26 protein-coding genes and 1 other annotated feature are annotated in these 23,150 nt (G+C 40.1%); all 26 genes read left to right on the forward strand.

Annotation, left to right across the window (positions count from 1 at the left end; translation table 11 throughout):
• Positions 1-20 precede the first annotated feature (20 nt).
• The 26 genes from BMZ31_RS06460 (at position 21) to pheA (ending at position 23,150) form a co-directional block, all read left to right on the forward strand.
• Positions 21-1,682, forward strand: a complete 1,662-nt coding sequence (locus tag BMZ31_RS06460; RefSeq protein ID WP_090830909.1) for a GspE/PulE family protein — start codon at positions 21-23, stop codon at positions 1,680-1,682.
• Between the two features lie 10 nt (positions 1,683-1,692).
• The gene (locus BMZ31_RS06465; RefSeq protein WP_090830910.1) at positions 1,693-2,733 is read left to right on the forward strand and encodes a type IV pilus twitching motility protein PilT; all 1,041 of its coding nucleotides are present in this window, start codon (positions 1,693-1,695) and stop codon (positions 2,731-2,733) included.
• Positions 2,733-3,947 (forward strand): type II secretion system F family protein, encoded by a 1,215-nt coding sequence (locus BMZ31_RS06470; RefSeq protein ID WP_090830911.1) that lies wholly within the window; start codon positions 2,733-2,735, stop codon positions 3,945-3,947. Before BMZ31_RS06465 ends, BMZ31_RS06470 begins: the two co-directional genes overlap by 1 nt.
• A 130-nt stretch (positions 3,948-4,077) precedes the next feature.
• Positions 4,078-4,488, forward strand: a complete 411-nt coding sequence (locus tag BMZ31_RS06475) for a prepilin-type N-terminal cleavage/methylation domain-containing protein (protein WP_254778695.1) — start codon at positions 4,078-4,080, stop codon at positions 4,486-4,488.
• The gene (locus tag BMZ31_RS06480; RefSeq protein ID WP_090830912.1) at positions 4,489-5,244 is read left to right on the forward strand and encodes a prepilin peptidase; all 756 of its coding nucleotides are present in this window, start codon (positions 4,489-4,491) and stop codon (positions 5,242-5,244) included. It begins immediately after the preceding gene.
• Positions 5,245-5,262: 18 nt separating this feature from the next.
• Entirely contained in the window at positions 5,263-6,258 is a 996-nt protein-coding gene (pilM, locus tag BMZ31_RS06485; protein ID WP_090830913.1) for a type IV pilus biogenesis protein PilM, read from the forward strand.
• Positions 6,258-6,905, forward strand: coding sequence for a PilN domain-containing protein (locus tag BMZ31_RS06490; RefSeq protein WP_090830914.1), 648 nt, complete (start codon positions 6,258-6,260; stop codon positions 6,903-6,905). Before pilM ends, BMZ31_RS06490 begins: the two co-directional genes overlap by 1 nt.
• A complete protein-coding gene (locus tag BMZ31_RS06495) occupies positions 6,902-7,714 on the forward strand; it encodes a hypothetical protein (RefSeq protein WP_090830915.1) in 813 nt (270 codons plus the stop codon). Before BMZ31_RS06490 ends, BMZ31_RS06495 begins: the two co-directional genes overlap by 4 nt.
• A gap of 107 nt (positions 7,715-7,821) precedes the next feature.
• A complete protein-coding gene (locus BMZ31_RS06500) occupies positions 7,822-8,838 on the forward strand; it encodes a hypothetical protein (RefSeq protein WP_090830916.1) in 1,017 nt (338 codons plus the stop codon).
• Between the two features lie 192 nt (positions 8,839-9,030).
• Entirely contained in the window at positions 9,031-9,606 is a 576-nt protein-coding gene (locus tag BMZ31_RS06505) for a Maf family protein (protein WP_090830917.1), read from the forward strand.
• 44 nt (positions 9,607-9,650) lie between these two features.
• On the forward strand, positions 9,651-10,334 hold the full coding sequence (gene radC / locus BMZ31_RS06510; RefSeq protein ID WP_175478044.1) for a RadC family protein: 684 nt from the start codon (positions 9,651-9,653) through the stop codon (positions 10,332-10,334).
• Positions 10,335-10,490: 156 nt separating this feature from the next.
• Complete coding sequence (locus BMZ31_RS06515) at positions 10,491-11,513, forward strand: rod shape-determining protein (protein WP_090830919.1); 1,023 nt, start codon at positions 10,491-10,493, stop codon at positions 11,511-11,513.
• Positions 11,514-11,717: 204 nt separating this feature from the next.
• Positions 11,718-12,605, forward strand: a complete 888-nt coding sequence (gene mreC / locus BMZ31_RS06520) for a rod shape-determining protein MreC (RefSeq protein WP_090830920.1) — start codon at positions 11,718-11,720, stop codon at positions 12,603-12,605.
• Entirely contained in the window at positions 12,598-13,116 is a 519-nt protein-coding gene (gene mreD, locus BMZ31_RS06525; protein ID WP_090830921.1) for a rod shape-determining protein MreD, read from the forward strand. The genes mreC and mreD overlap by 8 nt, the downstream gene beginning before the upstream one ends.
• Before the next feature lie 157 nt (positions 13,117-13,273).
• Positions 13,274-13,954 (forward strand): septum site-determining protein MinC, encoded by a 681-nt coding sequence (gene minC / locus BMZ31_RS06530; protein ID WP_090830922.1) that lies wholly within the window; start codon positions 13,274-13,276, stop codon positions 13,952-13,954.
• A 1-nt stretch (position 13,955) separates the two neighbouring features.
• Positions 13,956-14,762 carry a septum site-determining protein MinD gene (gene minD, locus BMZ31_RS06535; RefSeq protein WP_090830923.1) on the forward strand — a complete coding sequence of 269 codons (807 nt, stop codon included), beginning with the start codon at positions 13,956-13,958 and terminating at the stop codon, positions 14,760-14,762.
• Positions 14,763-15,057: 295 nt separating this feature from the next.
• The gene (locus BMZ31_RS06540) at positions 15,058-15,834 is read left to right on the forward strand and encodes a M23 family metallopeptidase (RefSeq protein ID WP_175478018.1); all 777 of its coding nucleotides are present in this window, start codon (positions 15,058-15,060) and stop codon (positions 15,832-15,834) included.
• Positions 15,827-16,693, forward strand: a complete 867-nt coding sequence (locus BMZ31_RS06545) for a M50 family metallopeptidase (protein WP_090830925.1) — start codon at positions 15,827-15,829, stop codon at positions 16,691-16,693. Before BMZ31_RS06540 ends, BMZ31_RS06545 begins: the two co-directional genes overlap by 8 nt.
• A gap of 386 nt (positions 16,694-17,079) precedes the next feature.
• The gene (locus tag BMZ31_RS06550; RefSeq protein ID WP_090830926.1) at positions 17,080-18,531 is read left to right on the forward strand and encodes an Rne/Rng family ribonuclease; all 1,452 of its coding nucleotides are present in this window, start codon (positions 17,080-17,082) and stop codon (positions 18,529-18,531) included.
• A gap of 98 nt (positions 18,532-18,629) precedes the next feature.
• Positions 18,630-18,725 (forward strand) — a sequence feature (ribosomal protein L21 leader region).
• A 13-nt stretch (positions 18,726-18,738) separates the two neighbouring features.
• On the forward strand, positions 18,739-19,047 hold the full coding sequence (rplU, locus tag BMZ31_RS06555) for a 50S ribosomal protein L21 (RefSeq protein WP_090830927.1): 309 nt from the start codon (positions 18,739-18,741) through the stop codon (positions 19,045-19,047).
• A gap of 14 nt (positions 19,048-19,061) precedes the next feature.
• Positions 19,062-19,406: a ribosomal-processing cysteine protease Prp gene (locus tag BMZ31_RS06560; protein WP_090830928.1), complete on the forward strand. Its 345-nt coding sequence runs from the start codon at positions 19,062-19,064 to the stop codon at positions 19,404-19,406.
• Positions 19,407-19,697 (forward strand): 50S ribosomal protein L27, encoded by a 291-nt coding sequence (gene rpmA, locus BMZ31_RS06565; RefSeq protein WP_090830929.1) that lies wholly within the window; start codon positions 19,407-19,409, stop codon positions 19,695-19,697. It abuts the gene before it with no gap.
• 128 nt (positions 19,698-19,825) lie between these two features.
• Positions 19,826-20,368 carry a Spo0B C-terminal domain-containing protein gene (locus BMZ31_RS06570; protein WP_090830930.1) on the forward strand — a complete coding sequence of 181 codons (543 nt, stop codon included), beginning with the start codon at positions 19,826-19,828 and terminating at the stop codon, positions 20,366-20,368.
• A gap of 70 nt (positions 20,369-20,438) precedes the next feature.
• Positions 20,439-21,734 (forward strand): GTPase ObgE, encoded by a 1,296-nt coding sequence (obgE, locus tag BMZ31_RS06575; protein ID WP_090830931.1) that lies wholly within the window; start codon positions 20,439-20,441, stop codon positions 21,732-21,734.
• A gap of 25 nt (positions 21,735-21,759) precedes the next feature.
• Complete coding sequence (locus BMZ31_RS06580; protein WP_090830932.1) at positions 21,760-22,215, forward strand: ACT domain-containing protein; 456 nt, start codon at positions 21,760-21,762, stop codon at positions 22,213-22,215.
• A gap of 80 nt (positions 22,216-22,295) precedes the next feature.
• Complete coding sequence (pheA, locus tag BMZ31_RS06585; protein WP_090830933.1) at positions 22,296-23,150, forward strand: prephenate dehydratase; 855 nt, start codon at positions 22,296-22,298, stop codon at positions 23,148-23,150.

Here is a 23,150-nt window from a genome sequence, read left to right on the forward strand (position 1 = left end):
ACAATAAAGCAGGGATAAGTATGAAAACAACGAGGAAACGTTTAGGGGATTTGCTCATTGAAGCAGGATTAATTACAGAAGAGCAGCTTCAAGCTGCTTTAAAAGAGAAAACGGTCAATCAAAAACTGGGTGATGTTTTACTGCAAAGAGGATATATCACCGAGCAACAGCTTATTGAAGTACTTGAATTTCAGCTGGGTATTCCACATATTAGCTTGTATCGTTATCCTTTTGACACCAATCTTCTGACATTGATCCCAAAGGAATTGGCTAGAAGAAACCTGATCATCCCTTTGAAAAAAGAAGGTGACAGACTATTTGTCGCAATGGCCAATCCAATGGATTTTTTCATCATCGATGATTTACGTTTATCGACAGGATTTCATATCGAAACCGCTATTGCTACAAAAGATGATATTTTACGCGCGATTAATAAGTACTATAATTCTGAAGATGGATTTGAAGAACTGTTTGGCGAACCACAAGTGAAAGAGGTTACAAGAGATGACGATGTGACGGATCAAAACTCACCAATCGTCCGACTTGTTAACCAAATTCTTTCGAATGCTGCCGTCCAAAAAGCCAGTGATATTCATATCGATCCCCAAGAAACGAAAGTGGTCGTTCGCTATCGAATTGATGGTGTCCTACGCCAGGAACGGGTATTGCCCAAACAAATGCAGAACGTATTGACAGCCCGTATCAAGATTATGTCAAATCTTGATATTACGGAACATCGAATCCCTCAGGACGGACGAATCAAAATCAATCTCGATTTTCATCCAGTCGACCTGCGTGTTTCAACATTGCCAACCGTTTTTGGTGAAAAAATCGTTATGCGTTTGCTGGACATGGGAACCTCACTCAACGATATTACGAAAATTGGATTCAACCAATTAAATTTGCAAAGATTTATGGAAATGATTGAAAAGCCAACAGGAATTGTCCTCATCACAGGTCCAACTGGTTCAGGCAAGTCTTCAACCTTATATGCGGCATTGAATAAGTTGAACAGCGATGAAGTCAATATCATTACAATTGAAGATCCTGTTGAGTATCAGCTTGAAGGGATCAACCAGATTCAAGTCAATCAAAACGTTGGCATGACCTTTGCTGCTGGACTTCGTTCCATCTTACGTCAAGATCCAAACATCATCATGGTCGGAGAAATACGAGATAGAGAGACAGTAGAAGTAGCAATTAGAGCTTCATTAACGGGTCACCTCGTCTTGAGTACCCTTCACACAAATGATTCAATTGGTACGATTACGAGACTACTAGATATGGGCGTGGAGCCTTTTCTTCTTGCCTCATCACTGAGTGGTATTGTGGCTCAACGTCTGGTTCGAAAGGTTTGCCGTGATTGTGTGGAAACAATCGCCCCTTCTAAACGAGAGATGGAGATATTCGCTCGTCGTGGGATAAAGATTGATAAAGTGGTGAAAGGTCGAGGATGCTCATCATGCAATATGACCGGCTATAAAGGCCGGGTTGCACTACATGAAGTGCTTTGCGTAGATGATGAAATTCGACGTGTCATTATGAATGGCGAATCGTTCCATAAACTTCGTGAGTATGCGATGAAAAGTAAAACAGTCTTTTTAATAGATGATGGCCTTTTAAAGATTAAACAAGGCTTAACAACAACAGAAGAAGTATTGCGTGTAGCTATTTTGGAGTAGGAGTCTAAATATGAAAGAAAAAATTGATGCGCTGCTCAAAGCAGCATTTGAATTCAAGGCATCGGATATACACTTGACCGTCGGAGTACCGCCAGTCATGCGTATTAATGGCGAGCTTCGAAGATATGGACAAGAAGCATTGAAACCTGCTGACACAGAAGGTATGGCTAAAGCGATTGTGCCTGAGAATATGTGGGAACTGTTTAAAGAGAAAGGTGAACTTGATTTCTCCTACGGTGTATCAGGTGTGTCACGGTTCAGGGTAAACTCTTATTTTCAACGAAACTGTATCGCCATGGCATTAAGAACAGTTCCTGCAAATGCACCATTAATTGATGATCTTGGCATGCCCGATATCATCAGAGAATTAACGAAGAAGCCTCAAGGACTGCTACTTGTTACAGGTCCTACTGGTAGTGGTAAGTCCACAACATTAGCTTCGATGATCAATCATATGAACGAGACACAGCGAAAGCATATCATCACATTAGAGGATCCGATTGAATATCTTCATAAACACGGTAACTCCATCATTGATCAAAGAGAAATTGGCTTTGACACAAAGAATTTTACGAATGGTTTAAGAGCTGCACTAAGACAGGATCCAGATGTCATTCTCGTAGGTGAAATGCGTGACTTGGAAACGATTCAAACGGCTATCACAGCAGCTGAAACAGGACATCTGGTCCTAGGTACATTGCATACATCGAGTGCACCGGCAACGATTAACCGTATTATTGATGTATTTGAGCCTGCTCAGCAGCCGCAAATAAGAATTCAGTTAGCATCAGTTCTTGTTGGAATCATTTCACAAAGATTATTTCCAACACCTGATAAGCAGGGCAGAAAAGCAGCAACCGAAATCATGATCAATAATGCTGCAATCGCCAATTTGATCCGTAATGAAAAAATTCATCAGATTCCTAGTATCATGCAAACTTCCCGTGCCCTCGGGATGCATACGCTAGAAACGAGTATCAGAGAAATGATAGAAAAAGGGCTCATTCATAAAGAATCAGCACTTCCTCATCTACAGGAGAAGTATATTTAATGGCACGTTTTCGATATTCAGGACGCGATCGTAAGGGGAAACGGCAGGGCACCGTCAACTCCCCTTCAAAGCGCGAAGCTTTATTGAAATTAAAAGAAGAGGGAGTAAAGGTAATTGAAATTTCCGAGGTTCCTGAAACATGGCTAACAAAGGATATTGCAATAGGAAACCCCGTTAAGCTTGAGCACTTTGTCATCTACATGCGCCAATTTGCTACGTTGCTGAAAGCTGGGGTGACAGTCGTTGATTCGACTCAAATCCTAGCAGATCAGACGGACAGTAAAGCACTCAAAAAGGCATTACTAGATATCGAGCAAGAATTGCGCGAAGGTAATCCCTTATCCATGGCTGTAAAAAAGTATCCGAAAATCTTTACGCCCATGTTCATCAATATGATCAGAGCGGGTGAAGTTGGCGGGAATATGGAAGAAACACTCGAACGACTTGCTGAACATTACGAAAAACAGCATCATACAAAGCAAAAAATTGTTTCGGCACTTACGTATCCGATGGTTATCGGGATAATTGCGATCGGGGTTGTAATCTTTTTATTAGTATCTGTTGTACCCACATTTGTGGCCATGTTTGCTGATTTGGGTGGAGAATTACCTACGATAACTAGATTTGTTTTAGGTGCCAGTGAATTTATGCAAATTTATTGGTGGCTTGTTTTACTGATTGGGATTGGAATCGTTATCCTTTTGTCATACTTAAGAAAGAACAAAGAAACAAAATATTACCTAGATTATGCCTTACTACGGATGCCTTTGTTTGGCAAACTGCTTCAAAAAGCGGTTCTTGCAAGGATGACGCGTACTTTAAGTTCGCTTTTCTCTAGTTCAGTTCCAATTCTGCAGGCAATGTCGATTGTTGAGAATGTCGTCGAAAATGAAGTGATTGCTCGTGTAGTGCGAAAGTCCCGTGACTCTTTAGAAAAAGGGCAATCTATGACGGTCCCTATGAAGGACCATTGGGCATTTCCACAACTTGTCACACAAATGATTTCAATTGGTGAAGCTACTGGTGCATTAGACGCTATGTTAGGTAAAATCGCTGATTTCTATGAGAAGGAAGTAGACACAGGAACAGACCGCTTAAAATCCTTAATAGAGCCACTTATGATAGTAGTTTTAGCAGGATTGGTGGGCACAATCGTAACGTCAATTATGGTACCGATGTTTGAAATGTTTAATCAATTTGACAAAAAATATTAAAATATTTCTTTTATAACAAAAATCTGTTTTAATAGACAAATAGCACTAAATTCTTCTTCCCTAATTCTGACAAATATTGTATGATAATGAGGAAGAAAGTACTATACATAAAATGGGGAGAGTGGAAAATTTGTTTAAAGCTTTAAAGCAAAAAATGAAAGATCAACGTGGTTTAACATTGATCGAATTGTTAGCAGTTATCGTTATCTTGGGAATTATTGCAGCAATTGCGATTCCTGCGATTGGAAATCTAATTGACAATTCTAAGCAGAAAGCAACTATTAATGATGGACTCCAAATAATTAATTCAGCTAAACTTTATGTAACTGAAAATCCTACTGACCTTGAAATTTCACCTACAGAATTACAACCTTATTTAGATGGACAAAAATCAAACTTTACTAAAGTAACAGTAAGTAAGACAAGTGGTGTTTTGGTTTTAAATTTATTTGGTCATGATTCAGTTGCGTTAGTAAATGGTAAAACTTCTCCTGCCGGAACTGCAACTTCTGTCACAGAAAAGAATCTTCTAGATTATTAAATGATAACATTTAATTTGTTTGTCTATGGCATTGTCTTCGGCTCATTCTTCAACGTAGTCGGCCTTCGCGTCCCTATAAAGAAGTCGATTGTTGCACCAAGGTCGGCTTGTCCGACATGTGGGCATCAGTTGAGAGCCTGGGAGTTGATTCCGGTAGGATCTTATTTGATTCAAGGTGGAAAATGCCGCGGCTGTCAGTCGCGGATTTCTCCTATTTATCCGATTACTGAACTGATTACAGGTGTTTTGTTTGCATTAGCCCCAATATTTGTCGGGTGGACATACGAATTAGTAGTCGCTTTGACATTGATTTCTTTACTCATGATTATCTTCGTTTCAGACATTCACTATATGCTTATCCCTGATAAAATTTTGCTTGTGTTTAGCGGAATTTTTTTATTTGAGCGTTTTTTCACTCCACTTACTCCATGGTGGGATTCGATTCTAGGAGCCACGGTCGGCTTTCTATTGCTATTTGCCATTATGCTAATCAGTAAAGGTGGCATGGGTGGTGGGGATGTAAAACTTTACGGAGTGCTTGGCTTCGTTCTTGGCACCAAACTTGTTTTACTTTCATTCTTTTTAGCTACTCTATTTGGAGCTGTTATTGGTATTTTTGCTATGCTTATCAAGCTTGTCGAACGGAGACAGCCAATTCCGTTTGGTCCATTCATTGTTGCTGGCACACTTTTCTCTTATTTTTACGGAGAAGAACTGATAGATTACTATTTAAACTTTATTACATATGGATTTTAAAATTAAGGGGTCGTCATTATGCCATTTTCCCTATCACTGCAAAGTAACCGTATTGCAAATTTAATAATCAATGATCACTCCATTCGTTTTCTTGAGCTCAAGCAGACTAATCCGCCTGTAACAGGGCGATGGGGAGAAAAGTTTTTGCCACCGGGGATCATTTCGGAGGGGAAAATAACAGATTTCGAAACTCTTGAAAATATATTAGAAGAATGCGTGGATGAATGGAAAATCCACAAAAGAAATGTCAGATTTACAGTACCGGATTCGCTGATCATTATTAGAAAAGTTGCCATTCCGGCAGATGTAGAAGAGGACGAAATCAAAAGTTATTTGTATATGGAACTTGGTTCAAGCATTCATCTTCCATTTGAAGATCCAGTTTTTGATATTTTTCCATTGAAATACAAAGGCACACAAAAGGAAGTCGTCTTATTTGCCGCACCAGAACAATATGTAATGGAATATTCCAATCTGTTGTCAGGGGTAAAGCTGAATCCAATTGCAGCGGATATCTCGCCATTGGCTCTTTATCGCTTATATCATTCGGTGAACAATGTAAAAGGGGACGAACGAGTATTCAAGGTACACTTTACTCTTACGAATGTCATGATGAGTATTTTCGAAAATCATATTCCGCAATTCATGAGACATTTTCCGATTGAACTTAATATTGAAAACTGGAAAATTAAACGGGATCGCAAAGGTCTTTACGAATACACATATACTGGTGATTCTATTAAACTTCAATACCAATTCGAAGATATCTATAAAGAAATGGTAAAGCTGATGGATTTCTACCGTTATTCGTTAAACAATGGGAATCAAGAAGTTACCAAGATTGTCGTGAGCGGTGACCATCCCATGCTGTCGGCCTTTACAGAAGAAATGGTGGAACGATCGGGAATACAGGTCGAAGTCCTTCAATCAGGCAGTGTATCAAGTGTGAAAAATAAGGAACTGCCGGCGACACATTTGTTGGCTTTAGGCCTTGCATTAAAAGAGGTGGAATAATGTTAGTTGAAATCAATCTACTTCCCATAAAAGAACGCCGAAGTTCTGCCATGCTTTTTGCAACGGCTCTATTTGTCGGCCTATTCATTGTTGTCATCGCATTTTTCTACTGGAGAGTTCATACGATTCAAAGTGACCTTGATGTAGTGAATAAGGGAATCACCCATACGCAACAGATCGCTGCGAAAGAACAAGAGAAATTCCAGTTAGATGTGGGAACTGAATCAATAAAACAATTGGAGACTTCGATTGAATGGGCAGATAAGTATCCAATTGCGTCTGTTCCAGTTATGAGACATTTGACTTCGCTTCTCCCTGAACGCGGGTTTATTCAAACATTCAGTTATGATGAGCTTGGAACGTTAACGCTCTCTGTTCAGTTTGATACAAGCAGGGAAGCTGCCTATTTCCTGAATCGTTTGCAGGGTTCAGAGATGATTCAAAGTGCTGATTTAAACTCGCTTACTACAAAAGAAGATGAAGAAACTCCTACTGTTGAGAATGGAGTTACAGCAACTTCTCAAAATGATAAAGTAGATGAATATATTCCACGCTACTTAGCGGAGTTCCAAATCCAGCTTCATAAGGAAATGGCGCGAAAACCGATTGAAGATAGTTTTGCAGGGGAAGGAGTGAGCGGAACGTGAAGCTTCGTCTCTCAAAAAAAGACAAATCAATATTCGGAGCATTTTTCGTTATTATTCTTTTGACAACGGCAGCAGCACAGTTTTTGTTTGTTCAACCTTTGCAAGCTGAACTTGTTCAAAAAAAACAATCACTACAAACTGAGCAAAAATTATTAGAGACCATTCAGCAGAAAAAAGGTGCTCTTTCTGAAAATACAGTGGTAAGCACAACTGAACTTCAAAAGAAAATGCCTGTTCAGCCATTAGTAGATCAATTGATACTTGATTTGGAAAAGGCGGAGGTTGTTTCTAACTCTACTATTAAAAGTATGGCGTTTTCCTCAGATGCTTCAACAGTTGAGGAAGGTACTATTGAAGCAGCACCAACAGAAGCACCACCTGCCAATACAGAAGGCCAGGAGACGACTACCGAAACAACGGATGCCGTCGCTACGACTGAAACTGCTGTCGATCCTGCAGTAGCTAGTGCCCTTCCTGCAGGTGTAAAGAAAGTCAGTGTAGAACTATCCATTGAATCTCCAAGCTACGAAGATTTGGAGAAATTCATTGCTACATTGGAAAGCATGAAACGCATTTCTGTAGTAGCAAAAATCGACTTCACAGGTGGAGACGAAATTACGACACTGGAGGACGAAGATGAACCTTTGGTTTACACTCTTTCGCTGACGGCATTCTATATGCCTGACTTGAAGGACTTACAAGACCATTTGCCTGAGCTAGCAACACCAGCACCGGCTAACAAGCGCAATCCACTTAGCAAATTTTCTGATGTATCGACAACAAGTGAATCTGACGATAGCAACCAATAAAAATATTGGCGAAATCATTCAATAACAAGACGACAAAAGTCTTGTTATTTTTTTTTGCTTCTATGATAGGATGAAGCAAATCAGTCGACTTGAAGGGAGCTAATAAGGTGGACAAGCGACAAAACGGAAAAACGATCACAATCAAAATAAATGGCAATGAACAACCCTTTCGGGAGGATACATCATCAGAAACGATCCTTCCACTAGAAACATTTACACGCAATGAAACAGCGGCAGCACAAGAAGCCGCTGAAGAAAGCTTTGATTGGATCTTACCAGAAAACGATAATCAAAACGAAATTGCCGAATATCGTATTGTTAATCAACCTGCCAAAAAGACAAAAAACAAAACGAATATTCCAAAACAGATCTGGGGGAAAAACAACAATACTCACATCAAATCGATAGTGTTTTCGGTGTTTTTTGCACTACTATTTGGGACAAGTCTTGGCGTTCTCATGTTGAAACTCGTTATTAATGACCAAACGGAGCCAGCGAAAACGGCAGCAACAACACCGGTTACTGGAGGTTCTGACACACCTAAAGAAACGGTGGGTAAATCCGCTTTTCTGTTGCATCCGATTTCAACTTTTATCGTTCAGGAAGGCGTGTATTCAACGAAAGATGGAGCAGAAAAGGCGTCTGAAGCGGCTAAGCAAAAGGGTGTTCCAACTGCCATAATTGAAAAGGATGGTAAGTTCTTGCTTATTTTAGGAATTGCAGGTTCGATTGATCATGCTAAATCGCTTGGTGCTACATACAAAGAGAAAGATATCGACTTTTTTGCAAAAGCTCTGGAGATTCCTGAAAGACCGCTGGCAGATGTAAATGCTTCAGAGAAAGAAGTGATGGAAACGGCTGCTTCTTTTTATCAAAGCTTAACAGTAGCTGCAAGTTATACGGCAAGTGACATGCCAGCTGAATTGACGGCAAAGCTGGACGAATACGAAAAGGAATGGACAAGCTTAAAAGATGACAAAGGAAATGCAAAAGTGAAAGGGATGAAAGAAGAATTGTTGGGAGCGTCAGCTGCGGCTAAGACGTTTTCAAAAAGTAAAAAGGAAAGTGACTACCAAAAGCTTCAACAGCACTTATTATCCTTTGTGGTCTTATATCATTCATAACGACAAATAAACCTAAGAAATTGGATAAACCGATTATTTTCTGGGAAATGTATTGGGAGAAGTCTGCTTCGTTAAAAGGGTAGGCTTTTTTCTTATTTAAAAATATATGACCTTATGAATTGTTTGATGTGACAAATTTTGATACGATTAGATTGTATCTCCCAAATACGAATGGTAAGGTAAGGTGATGAAATGCAACGCCTCATTTTAGCCTCTTCTTCTCCACGGCGAAAAGAACTTCTTGAAAACCTCCATCTCACATTTGAAATCTCAAGTAGTGACGTAGATGAAAGTTTCGATGCAGAAATGACACCAGCGGAAGTAGTTAAGATGCTTGCTAAACGAAAAGCTCAAAAAGTATTTGAGTCAAACCCTGATGCATTTGTAATCGGATCTGACACCGTTGTCGTTTCAGATGAGTTGATTTTAGGTAAACCAGAAACAGAATCTGAAGCGATTGAAATGCTGAAAAGACTTTCTGGTAAGACCCACAGTGTATTTACAGGTGTAGCGATCTTGTCCCCCATCAAAAACACTGAATTTTATGAAAAAACAGATGTAATGTTTTGGGAGTTAACTGATGAGGAAATAAGAAGTTATGTACAAAGCGGAGAACCTTTTGACAAAGCAGGGGGCTATGGAATCCAAGGCTTTGGCAGTATGTTGGTAAAAAAAATCTCCGGCGATTATTTTGCAGTAGTTGGGTTACCTGTTTCCAGAACACTACGTGAATTGCAACAAGCTGGCTACAAGTATCCCTATTCGTGACCCGTCAATAACTCCCTTACCAATAGGGAGGAATAACAGTGACTATGAATACGTTAATGATCAGGGATTTTCCCCAGGATGAAAAGCCAAGGGAACGTTTTATCCAAAACGGTCCTGAAAGTCTCTCCAACCACGAGCTCATTGCGATTTTACTCAGAACAGGCACAAAGGAGGAATCTGTCCTCCAGCTCTCCAATCGCCTCCTTTCCCAATTTGAAGGATTAAGGCTTTTAAAAGATGCCTCATTGGAAGAAATTACGTCCATCAATGGCATCGGAATGGCAAAAGCTATTCAAATACTTGCTGCTGTTGAAATTGGTAGGAGGGTGGCGAACCTTTCGACAGATGATCGCTATGTCATTCGTTCTCCAGAAGATGGGGCAAAATACGTAATGAACGATATGCGATTTCTCTCCCAAGAACACTTTGTGTGCCTCTACTTAAACACGAAGAATCAAGTGCTCCATAAACAAACCATCTTCATAGGCAGCTTAAATGCCTCCATCGTACATCCTAGGGAGGTTTTTAAAGAAGCATTCCGCCGTTCTGCTGCTTCCATTATTTGTCTTCATAATCATCCTTCCGGAGATCCGTCCCCAAGCAGGGAGGATATTGAAGTGACAAAAAGACTTGCAGAATGCGGGAAAATCATCGGAATTGAATTGCTTGACCATTTGATAATCGGGGAAAATAAATTTGTTAGCTTAAAGGAAAAAGGTTATTTGTGACACTATGTTTTTATTTGACGTTACGATATAATATTGTTTATGATTTTTTGAGTGCTTCATTCAAATAAACAATTGATGATGAACAAAAATCTATCTTATAAATAGACACCTTAAATTAGATTTTATGGATTTCGTATCAGAAAGGGAGATACAACTATGTTTGGATTTGGGACAAGAGATCTTGGTATTGATTTAGGAACAGCCAATACCCTTGTATATGTAAAAGGAAAAGGAATTGTCGTAAGAGAGCCATCTGTAGTCGCAATGCAGACGGATACAAAACACATCGTTGCTGTTGGTAACGACGCGAAAAATATGATTGGTCGTACGCCTGGTAATGTCGTTGCTTTAAGACCAATGAAGGACGGCGTAATCGCTGATTATGAAACAACAGCGACAATGATGAAATATTATATTCGTCAAGCTTTGAAAAATAATAGCATGTTTGCTGGTAAGCCCTATGTCATGATTTGCGTACCTTCAGGCATAACGGCGGTTGAAGAGCGTGCGGTCATCGATGCTACTAGACAAGCAGGAGCTAGAGATGCTTATACAATTGAAGAGCCATTCGCAGCAGCGATTGGAGCGAATCTGCCTGTTTGGGAACCAACAGGAAGCATGGTAGTCGATATCGGTGGCGGTACAACAGAAGTGGCAATCATTTCACTTGGCGGGATTGTGACAAGTCAGTCAATCCGCATCGCGGGTGATGAGATGGACGATGCTATCATTCATTATATTCGTAAAAACTACAATCTTATGATTGGTGACCGTACTGCTGAAACAATCAAAGTTGAAATTGGTTCTGCTGGTAATCCTGAAGGAATTGAAAATATGGAAATCCGTGGTCGTGATTTACTAACAGGTCTTCCAAAAACAATTGAAATTACTGCGAAGGAAATTGCTACAGCTCTTCATGATACGGTGTATGCGATTGTCGATGCAGTAAAGAACACGCTTGAAAAAACTCCACCTGAACTTGCAGCAGACATCATGGACCGTGGTATTGTCCTGACTGGTGGCGGAGGATTATTAAGAAATCTTGATAAAATCATCGCTGAAGAAACTAAAATGCCCGTCTTGATTGCTGAAAACCCGCTTGATTGTGTAGCAATTGGAACAGGTAAAGCACTTGATCATATCCAGTTATTCAAAAACAAAGCTAAAGATTCTCGCTAATAAAGGCTATTTTCGCATTGGATGTTGCTTTTCGGAGGTTCTCTCCCCGCATTATTTATGGCTTCGCAGCTCTTTTCGAGAAGTTTCTGAACCGAGATTTAATAACAAATCGTAAAAATCCAGAAGCCGATTTTTACTTTTGGGTGTGAAAGCAACAAAGTTTACGAAAAGAGCCCTAATAAAAGAAAGTAAGAGGTGTAAATCATGCCACAATTCTTCTTGAATAAACGTTTGATAATATTGCTTGTCAGCATTATTATTCTCGTGGCATTGATTGGGTTTTCACTAAGGGAACGTGAAAGTTTGACCTGGCCGGAGCAATTCGTGAAAGACACGACCGGCTGGGTTCAATCCCTTGTTTCAAAGCCTGCCAATTATGTTGCAGGCTTTTTTGAAAATCTCCAAGATTTGCAAAATACATACCATGAAAACGAGGAGTTGAAGACAAGAGTCGATGATCTTGTCAGACTCGAATCACGGGTACAAAAGCTAGAAAAAGAAAATGAAGAACTGAGAGACATCCTTGATAAAAAAGACAGCCTTAGTGACTACAAGCCTCTTCAAGCAACAGTTATCGGCAGAAGCCCTGATAATTGGCATGAGATGTTGATTATCGATAAAGGGAAAACCAGTGATATCGAGAAGAACATGGCAGTTATCACTTCAAAAGGATTGATTGGAAAAGTCAAAAATGTTAATTCTTTTACTTCTACGGTTCAGTTGATGAGTAGTGACGATGCGAAAATAACGATTTCAGCGATTGTTCAAGGTGATAAAAACGCCTATGGTTTCGTTGATGGCTACGATCAAGAAAAGAAAATGCTTTTAATAAAAAGAATTCCTTACGATGCTAAAATCGAAAAGGGACAAAAGGTTATCACATCAGGACTTGGCGGAGTGTTTCCTGCAGGTCTTCAAATCGGTAAAGTCGTGAAGGTCATTCCTGATCAATATGGACTAAACCAAACAGCATACGTAAAGCCGTGGGCTGATTTTTATGATATTGAAAATGTAATGGTTGTTAAGCGTAAAATGGTTAACCCGGAATTTGAAGAGATCGTTAAAGAGAAGGAGGAAGGGCAGAGTGAATAAATTCCTTCTTCCTGTTTTGTTTGTTTTCATTTTTATTTTAGAAAGCATGTTTGTCCAGTTTCTTCCTGGTCAATTATTCGATAGCAAACGAATCTTTGTGCCGCATTTCCTTCTGACGGCGATCCTGATGTTGACGATTTTTGGTAATCGAAAATACGGAATTTTGTATGGTGCCATCTTTGGATTATTGTTTGATATCGTTTATACAGAAATAATCGGGATCTATCTGTTCATGTTTCCATTAATTTCGTATTTGTCTGCAAAAATGATGCAGGTTTTACAGGCGAATATCTTCATCAGTATATTTGTTACCATAATCGGTATATCTTTGCTCGAATTTGGGGTATATGAACTTAATTACTTAATTTCTGTCACAAGAATGGATATTGGAGATTTTTTTCAATTTCGCTTCCTTCCAACTCTTGTGTTGAATCTAGCATTTGTTATCATAGTAGTGTACCCCTTGAAAAGACAATTTGAAAAATTCGCAGAGGAATTGGGGAACGATTAGAAAAGTACTTTTGACCTAAGCAAAAAAGAGGATTTAGACGCTTTCTGTCGAATTCTTTTTATAGCATTTCAATGCTGTGTACAAATATAGATTGTTTGCAGCTCGAGCTACCAACAAGGTGCTTGTGCTTTTCTTACAACCGAGGTGAATTTCCTGGATGAAAAAGCGACAAAACGTGACGATTAAAGGGACAAAAGAAGGGTTAACCCTTCATCTGGATGACTTATGTTCCTATGAGGAATTAAAAAAAGAACTGAACGAAAAGCTTTCCGCGAGTTATCGCGAAAATGCTGATAAACCGCTCATGCCTGTAAAAGTAGAGGTGGGAAACCGCTATCTAACTTCGACTCAGCAAGAAGAACTAAAAACACTGATCCGCCAAAAGAAGAATTTGGTCGTTGATAGTATAGAATCGAAAGTCATGCTCAAATCAGAAGCAGAACAATTCAAGTTGGAAAATGAAGTTGTTACTGTGACAAAGATGATTCGCTCGGGACAAGTATTGGAAGTTCCCGGAGATTTATTACTGATTGGAGATGTAAATCCGGGCGGCACTGTCATGGCTGGTGGTAATATTTTTATCATGGGTAACTTGAAGGGGATTGCGCACGCTGGGTGTAATGGCAACGAAAATGCAGTCATTGCCGCCTCGGTGATGACTCCCTCGCAATTGAGGATTGCTGACTGTATTAATAGATCACCCGATCGCGAGCAAGTAGAAGAGAGACATGATATGGAATGTGCATACATAGATCATGGCGGCCTGATTGCAGTTGATAGATTGCAAGCTTTAATCCGTCTAAGACCTGAATTAACAAGATTAGAAGGGGGCGTTTAATGTGGGAGAAGCGATAGTAGTAACATCCGGTAAGGGCGGCGTTGGCAAGACAACAACTTCCGCTAATCTTGGAACAGCACTTGCCCTACAGGGGAAACGTGTTTGTTTAGTAGATACCGATATTGGTCTTCGTAACCTTGATGTTGTCATGGGATTAGAAAATCGCATTATTTATGACTTGGTTGACGTTGTCGAAGAACGCTGTAAAATTCATCAGGCACTTGTTAAGGACAAGCGCTTTGACGATTTGCTATACTTGTTGCCAGCTGCACAAACAACAGATAAGTCAGCTGTAGAGCCTAAACAAATGAAGAAATTAATAGATGAACTGAAGCAAGATTATGATTATATCATCATCGACTGTCCTGCAGGTATTGAGCAAGGATACAAAAATGCCGTTGCTGGAGCGGATCGAGCGATTGTCGTTACAACACCGGAAAAATCGGCTGTTCGTGATGCGGATCGTATTATTGGACTGCTGGAGAAAGAAAAAGATGTCGAGCCACCTAAGTTAGTCATTAATCGTATCCGCAGTCATATGATGCAAAACGGTGAGATGCTTGATGTGGATGATATTACGGCACATTTATCCATTGAACTAATCGGTATTGTGGCTGATGACGAAGAAGTCATCAAGGCTTCCAATTTCGGAGAGCCGATTGCCCTTAACCCTAATAGCAAAGCTGGAATTGCTTATCGAAACATCGCCAGACGTATTCTTGGTGAGTCCATTCCATTGCAACCGCTAGATGATGCTAATAACAAAGGCGTTTTCTCAAAACTGAAGAAATTTTTTGGCGTACGCTAAATGACGAAGACTGGGAACGATTCCCGGTCTTTTCTTTTTGTAAAAGGATCTTTTCTAAAAGATTGGTTTTTTTTGGAATAAGTTTTGTGAAAGTAAACCTATTAGTTGATTGAAGCGAGCATCCTGGAGCGGAAATCAACCACTACTTCAATTTATTAAATAGCAACAAAGTTAATGAAAACAGCCTTATAAAAAAATCTCTTGGCTTCTCGTCCTCTTTCTTATAAACAAAGTCATACCTGAGGTGGACAACTCATACAATCTTACTAAAAGAGCTTAAAGGGTTGGTGGGATAATGTCTAAATCGGATGAAATCAAAAAACGAATAGCCAATCGTAAAAAAGAGAGGGAGCGTTCAGACAAAAAAAATCCAAGTCGTTCCTACTGGCCTGCAGATGATGAAAAATACGGATTCAATCAAGTATCTTCGTTTGAGGCAGCTCCAGGCAGTGATGACCATCCTCTTTTTCAAAAAGAAGTGTTTCTATTCAAGATTCTAGCCTCGGTTTGCTTATTCCTTGCCGTTGCCATTCTTTTCCGAAATCAATCAACCGCGTTTGATACGACAAGGGAATTTGTCAAAAAGGGGATGGGACAGGAATTTCAATTTGCGGCAGTTTCAGAGTGGTATGAAGGAAAGTTTGGAAAACCACTAGCTTTACTACCTTTATCAGGAAGTGATAAGAAGGAAACGGTGGATACGGAACAGGAATACGCTTTGCCTGCATCCGGCAGAATCCTTGAAAACTTCGAGAAAAATGGACAAGGCATCATGATCGAAACGGAAAAAGGCAATCCAGTTGAAACGATGAATGAAGGACTGGTCGTGTTTGCAAGCGTGAAAGAGGGAATCGGAAAAACGGTCATCATTCAACACGCGGATAAAAGTGAATCTTGGTATGGGAATCTTGACGATATTTCTGTGAACCTATATGAGTATGTAAAAAAGGGCACGGAAGTTGGAACGGCATCGGTAACTCAAGGTGAAGACAAGACAAAAGGAGAATTCTACTTTGCTATAAAAAAGGATGATAACTTTGTAGACCCAGTTCCGGTGATTCGTTTTGAATAAAACAATGAGCCTGCTTCAACATATTCGTATACATCCCCTATTATGGATTGTGATGGGGGTTGCGGTGTTGACAGCCCATTTTATGGAATTGTGTTTATTGCTCATCATTGTATTTGTCCATGAGATGGGACATGCAGCTGCGGCATCATTTTATTCATGGAGAATCAAAAGTATTTCCCTCCTTCCTTTTGGGGGGGTGGTAGAAATGGACGAACATGGAAATCGTCCGCTCAAACAAGAAGCGGTTGTCATTTTGGCAGGTCCTTTTCAGCATGTGTGGATGGTAGCCGTAGCTACGATTCTCTTTCAGTTTGCGATGATCCCCGAACATCTTTTTTATTTGTTTTTGCAATATAATGGGATGATTTTGTTTTTTAATTTATTGCCGATATGGCCATTGGATGGAGGAAAGTTTGTCTTCTTATTGTTTTCCCGCATCAAACCTTTTCCAGATGCTCATCGGCTTTCGCTTTATGTTTCAATGATTTCGCTTTTCTTCATGGTTATCTTGACCCTATTGGGAGGTCCTACAAATTTAAACAGCTGGATTATTATCTGCTTCTTAGCATTTTCTCTCTATCATGAATGGAAACAAAGGCGTTATGTATTTATGAGATTTCTAATTGAAAGATATTATGGGAAAAAGGGCGACCTCCAACAATTGAAGCCTCTTATCGTGGCAGAAACAGATCTTCTTGCCAATGTACTCGAGAAGTTTCACCGAGGGTGTAAGCACCCCATTGTGGTCGAAAAAGCAGGTCATGAAAAACGCGTTCTTGATGAAAATGAAGTTTTGCATGCCTTTTTTGCAGAGAAACGTGTAAGTGACAAAATAGCCGATCTTCTATATTCTTATTAAAATGTCTGTTAAAGCTCATTGTTGATTTTGTCACTTTGTTGATTGGAGCGGAAGGCGCTTGACTCCTCGAAAATCCTCCATTATGCTATCGCATAATATCGTGCGATGTAAATTCAAGGAAGAATTCCTTGTGCTATCGCATTTTCTTCGTGCGTGGGTTATTTCGAGGAAGATTATCAATGTCCTGAGGGATGAGCGTTACAGGTGAGACCCCGCAGGAGCGATAGCGACGAGGAGGCTCGGCGAACGCCCCCAAGACGAATTTGCTTATTCGTAGCGGAAAGCAAGCGACTGGAACGGAAATCAACAGGCAAGTATTACAGAGCCATTAAAATAGAAATTCAGATATAATAAAGGTAAGAATGACTTGAAGTGAGGACTTAAATTTGGATACATTAATTATTAATTACGCGGCAACTGAAAAACGATATGCCTTTTTAAGAAATGGTAAGGTTGAAAAAATATATATAGAACAACCCAAACAGCAATCATTAGTAGGAAATATTTATTATGGAACTGTCACGAAGGTTCTTCCGGGGATGAACGCTGTCTTTGTTGATATCGGAGAAGAGAAACAAGCTTATTTACACCGTGATAAGCTTGTTTCTTATGCGGTGGCCAGTAACGAGAAAGGCACCAAGGAAAATAAGACGGTATCATCATTCGTTCATCAAGGTGAACGGCTTCTTGTACAAGTCGAAAAGGATGAAGCAGGTACAAAAGGTGCGCGCTTAACGGGAATCATTGAACTTTCAGGAAGCCATATCGTATATATGCCAAATGGCCGTTATGTAGCAGTATCCAAAAAAATTCAGCCTGAAGATAAGAATGTAGGTTGGCGCAATTTTGGGGCGAGTGTAAAAGAAGAAAATGAAGGTATCCTCTTTCGTACTTCTTGTGAAAATCAAACGCATGAAACGATACAGTCTGAGTTAGAAGAACTTCGACAACAATATGCCGAGATAATGAGAAAAACGCAAGGCATGAAAAAAACAGGAGTGCTTCTCAGAACGGATAATTTTCAAGAAGAACTCATAGATGTCATGACTAAAATGGGACAGGGTGAAGTGATTGTAGATGACCCGGAATTAAAGAAAAAGCTTCAAAAGATAATGGAACTTCAAGATTCCAATCTTACGTTTACTTACTATCGCGGGAAAGAAAGCATATTTCATGCCTTTCAGCTTGAAAACGAAATCGATAAAGCGTTGAAAAGGATGGTATGGCTCGATTCCGGGGCTTATCTTGTGATAGATGAAACCGAAGCCTTAACGATAATAGATGTTAATACAGGCAAATTTTCAGGGAAAACGGATTTACGCGATACTGTGAAGAAGACAAATCTGTTAGCTGCAGCAGAAGCAGTCAGACAGCTTCGTTTAAGGGATATTGGTGGCATTGTTCTAATTGACTTCATTGACATGAAATACGATAAAGATCGTGAAGAAGTGGCGCAAAAAGTGTTAATGGAATTGAAAAAAGATGAGAAACAAACAAAAGTGCTCGGTTTTACATCATTGGGCATTCTTCAAATAACGAGAAAGAAAACGAAGCCTAGTTTACTGGAATCGATGACGGAGCGTTGTCATGTTTGTGACGGGACAGGCCGAGTTCAAAGTTCGGAATCCATTGCATTTCAACTTGAACGAGAACTTTGGGAAAATAAACATTCCGATTACTCTTCGCTTTGGATCGAGACGACAGCGGAAGTGAAGAAATTGCTTGAAGGTGAAGGTGGAGTACATCTAAAAAGGCTTGAAGACGCCATAGGATTGACCATCCATCTAGAAGTTGTTTCGAGCATAAAGCCTTTCTATCACATAAAGAAATTCAGTTGAGTTTTCTCTAAGTAAAGTTGGATACAATCTAATATGAATAATTTCTGTTGACATGTTTCTTTATAATATGATAGTATTTTCATGTTATGTTTGTAGCGCACCCGCTACAACCGCACAGATCAGGTATTAAGCTTTTGCGATTCGCAAATGCGATCTCGCGAGAACACCTGTTGATGGCGAGTCTGAGTAAACAAGGAGGTGCAGTTCATGTACGCAATTATCGAGACTGGCGGTAAGCAAGTAAAGGTAGAAGCTGGCCAAGCTATCTACATTGAAAAACTTAACGTTGAAGAAGGCGAAACAGTTACTTTTGACAAGGTTCTTTTCGTTGGCGGAGATAATGTAAAAGTAGGAAGCCCACTAGTTGAAGGCGCTACGGTTACTGCTAAAGTTGAAAAACAAGGCCGTCAAAAGAAAATCGTTGTTTTCAAGTACAAAGCTAAGAAAAACAATCGTAAAAAGCAAGGTCATCGTCAACCATACACTAAAGTTGTTATCGAAGCAATCAACGCGTAAGGTTTTGTAAATCGATGATTCGAGTTACATTTAATCGTACTGAATCCGGGAACATTCGATCGTTTACGATGAGCGGTCATGCCGACTTTGCCAAACGTGGCAAAGATATTGTATGTGCAGGTGCATCTGCCGTTTCGTTTGGAGCGGTTAACTCCATCATTCAATTGACGGGTTACACACCTGACATTCAACAAGGAAAAGATGGCTTTCTGAAATGCTCTTTTTCCGATACCTTATCGGAGGATGTGCAGGCAAAAGTTCAACTTCTTCTTGAAGGAATGATTGTTTCGCTTCAAACGATTGAAAAAGATTACGGAAAGCACATAAAAATTACCTTCAAAAAGCAGGAGGTGGAATAAATGTTAAGATTAGATCTTCAGTTCTTCGCTTCTAAAAAAGGAGTAGGTTCTACACGTAACGGTCGTGATTCACACGCAAAACGCCTTGGCGCTAAGCGTGCTGACGGACAATTCGTATCTGGCGGCTCAATCCTTTACCGTCAACGCGGTACAAAGATTTACCCAGGTGAGAACGTAGGACGTGGCGGTGACGACACTCTTTTCGCGAAAATCGACGGCGTAGTTAAGTTCGAACGTTTCGGTCGTGATCGTAAAAAAGTGAGCGTTTATCCAGTAGCTCAAGAAGCTTAAGCTATGTTAGAAAACTCTAACCGTAACGGTTAGAGTTTTCTTTTTTGGCTAAATTTGCTTACTATACTGCTATTTTTTGATATACTATCAGAAAGTAGGCTACTGACTCGTAAAGTAGGAGAGCAAGCATGGAAAAAGAATGGGGAATTATTGAGGTTTTAAAACACTCTCGCCATGATTGGCTGAATAAGCTTCAATTAATCAAGGGAAATCTTGATTTGAACAGAATAGAGCGGGCTAAAGAAGTAATCCATGAAATTATTATGGAAGCACAACAGGAAACGAAGCTGACGAATCTGAACACATCAAAATTGACGGCTTTATTATTGAGTGCCAATTGGGATAAACATATGTTTCAATTGGAGTTTGATGTTCTACATGAATGTGGAGCCTTGAATTTTGATGATGAAATGTTGGCGGATTGGACAGAGGGTCTTTTCGCTTGTCTCGATCAGTCCATTGAACCTTTTCAGGAGAATCACTTATCGATCTCAATTGAAAAGTGTGATGACGGAGCCCGTTTCTTTTTTGATTTTAGAGGAATAATAATTAATAAAGAACTGATAGAAGGTTTTTTGGCGAATGACAAAAAGAAAAATTTTGTAATGGTCCAAAGAGAACTTTCTGAACAGGAACTCGCACTTGAAATTTTTGTACCAATCTCAGGCTGAATGGTGTAAAAATGCGATTCTCGTCGCTTCATCAGTTTCCTTTACATAATGCGGACGGGAGGAAGACAAAATGTTTGTAGATCAAACCAAGATATACGTAAAAGGCGGAGATGGCGGTAACGGTGCAGTCGCTTTTCGTCGTGAAAAATATGTGCCACTAGGTGGACCAGCTGGCGGTGACGGCGGCACAGGTGCTGATGTTATTTTTGAGGTAGAAGAAGGACTGCGTACATTAATGGATTTCCGTTATAAGCGCCATTTTAAGGCGGATCGCGGAGAACACGGGATGTCCAAAGGCATGCATGGCAAAAATGCAAAAGACATGATTGTAAAAGTTCCACCTGGAACGGTTGTCATGGATGAAGAAACGAAAGAAGTAATCGCTGATTTAGTTGAACACGGCCAACGTGCAGTCATTGCAAAGGGTGGACGTGGAGGCCGAGGTAATTGCCGCTTCGCAACACCTGCCAACCCAGCACCAGAGCTTTCTGAAAACGGTGAACCAGGACAGGAGCGCAATGTCCTCCTTGAATTAAAACTATTAGCTGACGTCGGACTAGTAGGTTTCCCAAGTGTAGGAAAATCAACTTTGCTTTCCGTTGTCTCAGCAGCAAGACCAAAGATCGCTGAGTATCACTTCACTACAATTGTTCCAAATTTAGGAATGGTGGAAACAGAAGACGGAAGAAGTTTTGTTCTTGCTGACTTACCAGGATTAATCGAAGGTGCACATGAAGGTGTAGGCCTTGGACATCAATTCTTAAGGCATATTGAACGTACAAGAGTAATCGTACACGTTATTGATATGGCTGCAAGTGAAGGCAGAGACCCTTATGAAGACTTCTTGACGATCAACAAGGAACTTCAAGAGTACAACTTAAGATTAACGGAGCGTCCTCAAATTATTGTTGCGAACAAAATGGACATGCCGGAAGCAGAAGAAAATCTTAAGAAATTCAGAGAACAAATGACAGAAGATTTTCCTATCTTCCCAATTTCAGCTGTAACTCGGACAGGATTAAGAGAACTTCTATTTGCTGTTGCTGACAAAATCGAAGAAACACCTGAGTTCCCGCTACTTGCAGATGAAGAAGAGACAGACACAGAAGTAAATCGTGTGCTTTATAAACATGAAGCAGATGCTGATCATTTTGTCATCACAAGAGAGCCAAATGGAACGTTTGTCGTTACAGGAGATAAGCTTGAAAAATTATTTAAGATGACTGATTTCTCTAGAGAAGAGTCTGTTCGTAGATTCTCACGTCAGCTTCGTGGTATGGGTGTCGATGAAGCGCTCAGAAAGAAAGGCGCGAAAGACGGGGATACAGTTAAGCTTATGGAATTTGAATTTGAGTTTGTGGAATAGTTTTTCTGGGTGAAGAGGTGAAAGAATGAGATTGAAAAAATTAGATAAGAAGTTCTACTTAGTGCGTGAAGATGTACTTCCGGAAGCGATGAAGAAAACGCTTGATGCTAAGGAGATGCTTGAAAGAGGAAAGGCTGAATCGGTTTGGGATGCTGTCCAGAAGGTTGACCTTAGCCGCAGTGCTTTTTATAAATATCGTGACACCGTTTTTCCTTTTTCTACGGTTGTGAAGGAAAGGCTTATCACTCTCTTTTTTCACCTTGAAGATCGCTCGGGAACGCTCTCACAGCTTTTGAGTACAGTTGCATCAGCAGGCTGTAATGTTCTTACTATCCATCAAACGATTCCATTGCAAGGAAGAGCAAACGTTACATTATCCCTTAACACGGGGGACATGAACATAGAGATTGATGCTTTGCTTACCAATCTTCGTCGATTGGAGTTTGTTGAAAAGGTAGAAGTGCTCGGCACAGGCGCGTAAACGACTCGCATTCATTGTGAGGCTGATTTGCGGGCCTTTTTCTTTTATATAGAGGAGAGTCTTAATTAGGGGGAAGAGCATTGAGGATTGGTTACTTAGGTCCACGAGGGACATTTACTGAATTAGCTGTCAGACAATTATTTGCCAAAATGAATACGATACCGTTCTTATCGATTCCAGAATGTATGGATGCTGTCATGGGAAATGAAGTGGACATGGCTGTAGTGCCTATTGAAAATGCTTTGGAAGGTAGTGTGAATGTAACGCTGGATTATCTTGTTCATGAAGTGGACCTTCCAATCGTTTGTGAAATTACAGCGCCGATTAGGCAGCATTTCATGGTGCACCCACAGAATGCTGAAAACTGGCATGACGTGACGGAAATATTGAGCCATTCCCATGCGATCGCGCAATGCCATAAATTCCTCCATCAGCATTTTAAAGGAGTAGTTTGTGAAAATGCCGCATCCACTGCGGCGGCAGCAGTTCTTGTTAAAGAGCATCCAGAGGTGAAACGTGCGGCCATTGCTAATGAATTGGCAGCTTCTGAATACGGATTGACTATTGTGAAGAAAGATATTCACGATTACGAACATAATCATACTCGATTCGTTGTCCTATCTAAAAATGCCATCGGCTTTAATCCAAAAGAAGTGGAGTTTTCCGGTTATAAGACCTCATTAATGATTACACTTCCATCCGATCATCCAGGAGCACTTCATCAAGTTCTTTCCGCATTTGCTTGGAGGAAGATTAACTTGTCTAAGATTGAATCGAGACCAATGAAAACAGGATTAGGAAATTATTTCTTCATCGTCGACACGGAAATGAAAATGGACGATATATTAATTCCAGGCACCATCGCTGAACTTACTGCCCTTGGCTGCAAGGTCAAAGTGCTTGGCAGTTATCCTTCTTTTCATATTGAACAGTAA

The sequence above is a fragment of the Bacillus sp. cl95 genome, from assembly GCF_900115925.1.
In the GTDB taxonomy this organism is placed as follows: domain Bacteria; phylum Bacillota; class Bacilli; order Bacillales; family Cytobacillaceae; genus Neobacillus_A.

Bases quoted from the DNA above. Each gene is read 5' to 3' on its own strand.
- BMZ31_RS06480 (WP_090830912.1), top strand. From the start codon at position 4,489: ATGATAACATTTAATTTGTTTGTCTATGGCATTGTCTTCGGCTCATTC.
- obgE (WP_090830931.1), top strand. From the start codon at position 20,439: ATGTTTGTAGATCAAACCAAGATATACGTAAAAGGCGGAGATGGCGGT.
- BMZ31_RS06570 (WP_090830930.1), top strand. From the start codon at position 19,826: ATGGAAAAAGAATGGGGAATTATTGAGGTTTTAAAACACTCTCGCCAT.
- BMZ31_RS06505 (WP_090830917.1), top strand. From the start codon at position 9,031: ATGCAACGCCTCATTTTAGCCTCTTCTTCTCCACGGCGAAAAGAACTT.
- BMZ31_RS06540 (WP_175478018.1), top strand. From the start codon at position 15,058: ATGTCTAAATCGGATGAAATCAAAAAACGAATAGCCAATCGTAAAAAA.
- BMZ31_RS06560 (WP_090830928.1), top strand. From the start codon at position 19,062: ATGATTCGAGTTACATTTAATCGTACTGAATCCGGGAACATTCGATCG.
- radC (WP_175478044.1), top strand. From the start codon at position 9,651: ATGAATACGTTAATGATCAGGGATTTTCCCCAGGATGAAAAGCCAAGG.
- BMZ31_RS06580 (WP_090830932.1), top strand. From the start codon at position 21,760: ATGAGATTGAAAAAATTAGATAAGAAGTTCTACTTAGTGCGTGAAGAT.
- BMZ31_RS06460 (WP_090830909.1), top strand. From the start codon at position 21: ATGAAAACAACGAGGAAACGTTTAGGGGATTTGCTCATTGAAGCAGGA.
- mreC (WP_090830920.1), top strand. From the start codon at position 11,718: ATGCCACAATTCTTCTTGAATAAACGTTTGATAATATTGCTTGTCAGC.
- minC (WP_090830922.1), top strand. From the start codon at position 13,274: ATGAAAAAGCGACAAAACGTGACGATTAAAGGGACAAAAGAAGGGTTA.
- BMZ31_RS06465 (WP_090830910.1), top strand. From the start codon at position 1,693: ATGAAAGAAAAAATTGATGCGCTGCTCAAAGCAGCATTTGAATTCAAG.
- BMZ31_RS06470 (WP_090830911.1), top strand. From the start codon at position 2,733: ATGGCACGTTTTCGATATTCAGGACGCGATCGTAAGGGGAAACGGCAG.
- rplU (WP_090830927.1), top strand. From the start codon at position 18,739: ATGTACGCAATTATCGAGACTGGCGGTAAGCAAGTAAAGGTAGAAGCT.
- rpmA (WP_090830929.1), top strand. From the start codon at position 19,407: ATGTTAAGATTAGATCTTCAGTTCTTCGCTTCTAAAAAAGGAGTAGGT.
- BMZ31_RS06515 (WP_090830919.1), top strand. From the start codon at position 10,491: ATGTTTGGATTTGGGACAAGAGATCTTGGTATTGATTTAGGAACAGCC.
- pilM (WP_090830913.1), top strand. From the start codon at position 5,263: ATGCCATTTTCCCTATCACTGCAAAGTAACCGTATTGCAAATTTAATA.
- BMZ31_RS06490 (WP_090830914.1), top strand. From the start codon at position 6,258: ATGTTAGTTGAAATCAATCTACTTCCCATAAAAGAACGCCGAAGTTCT.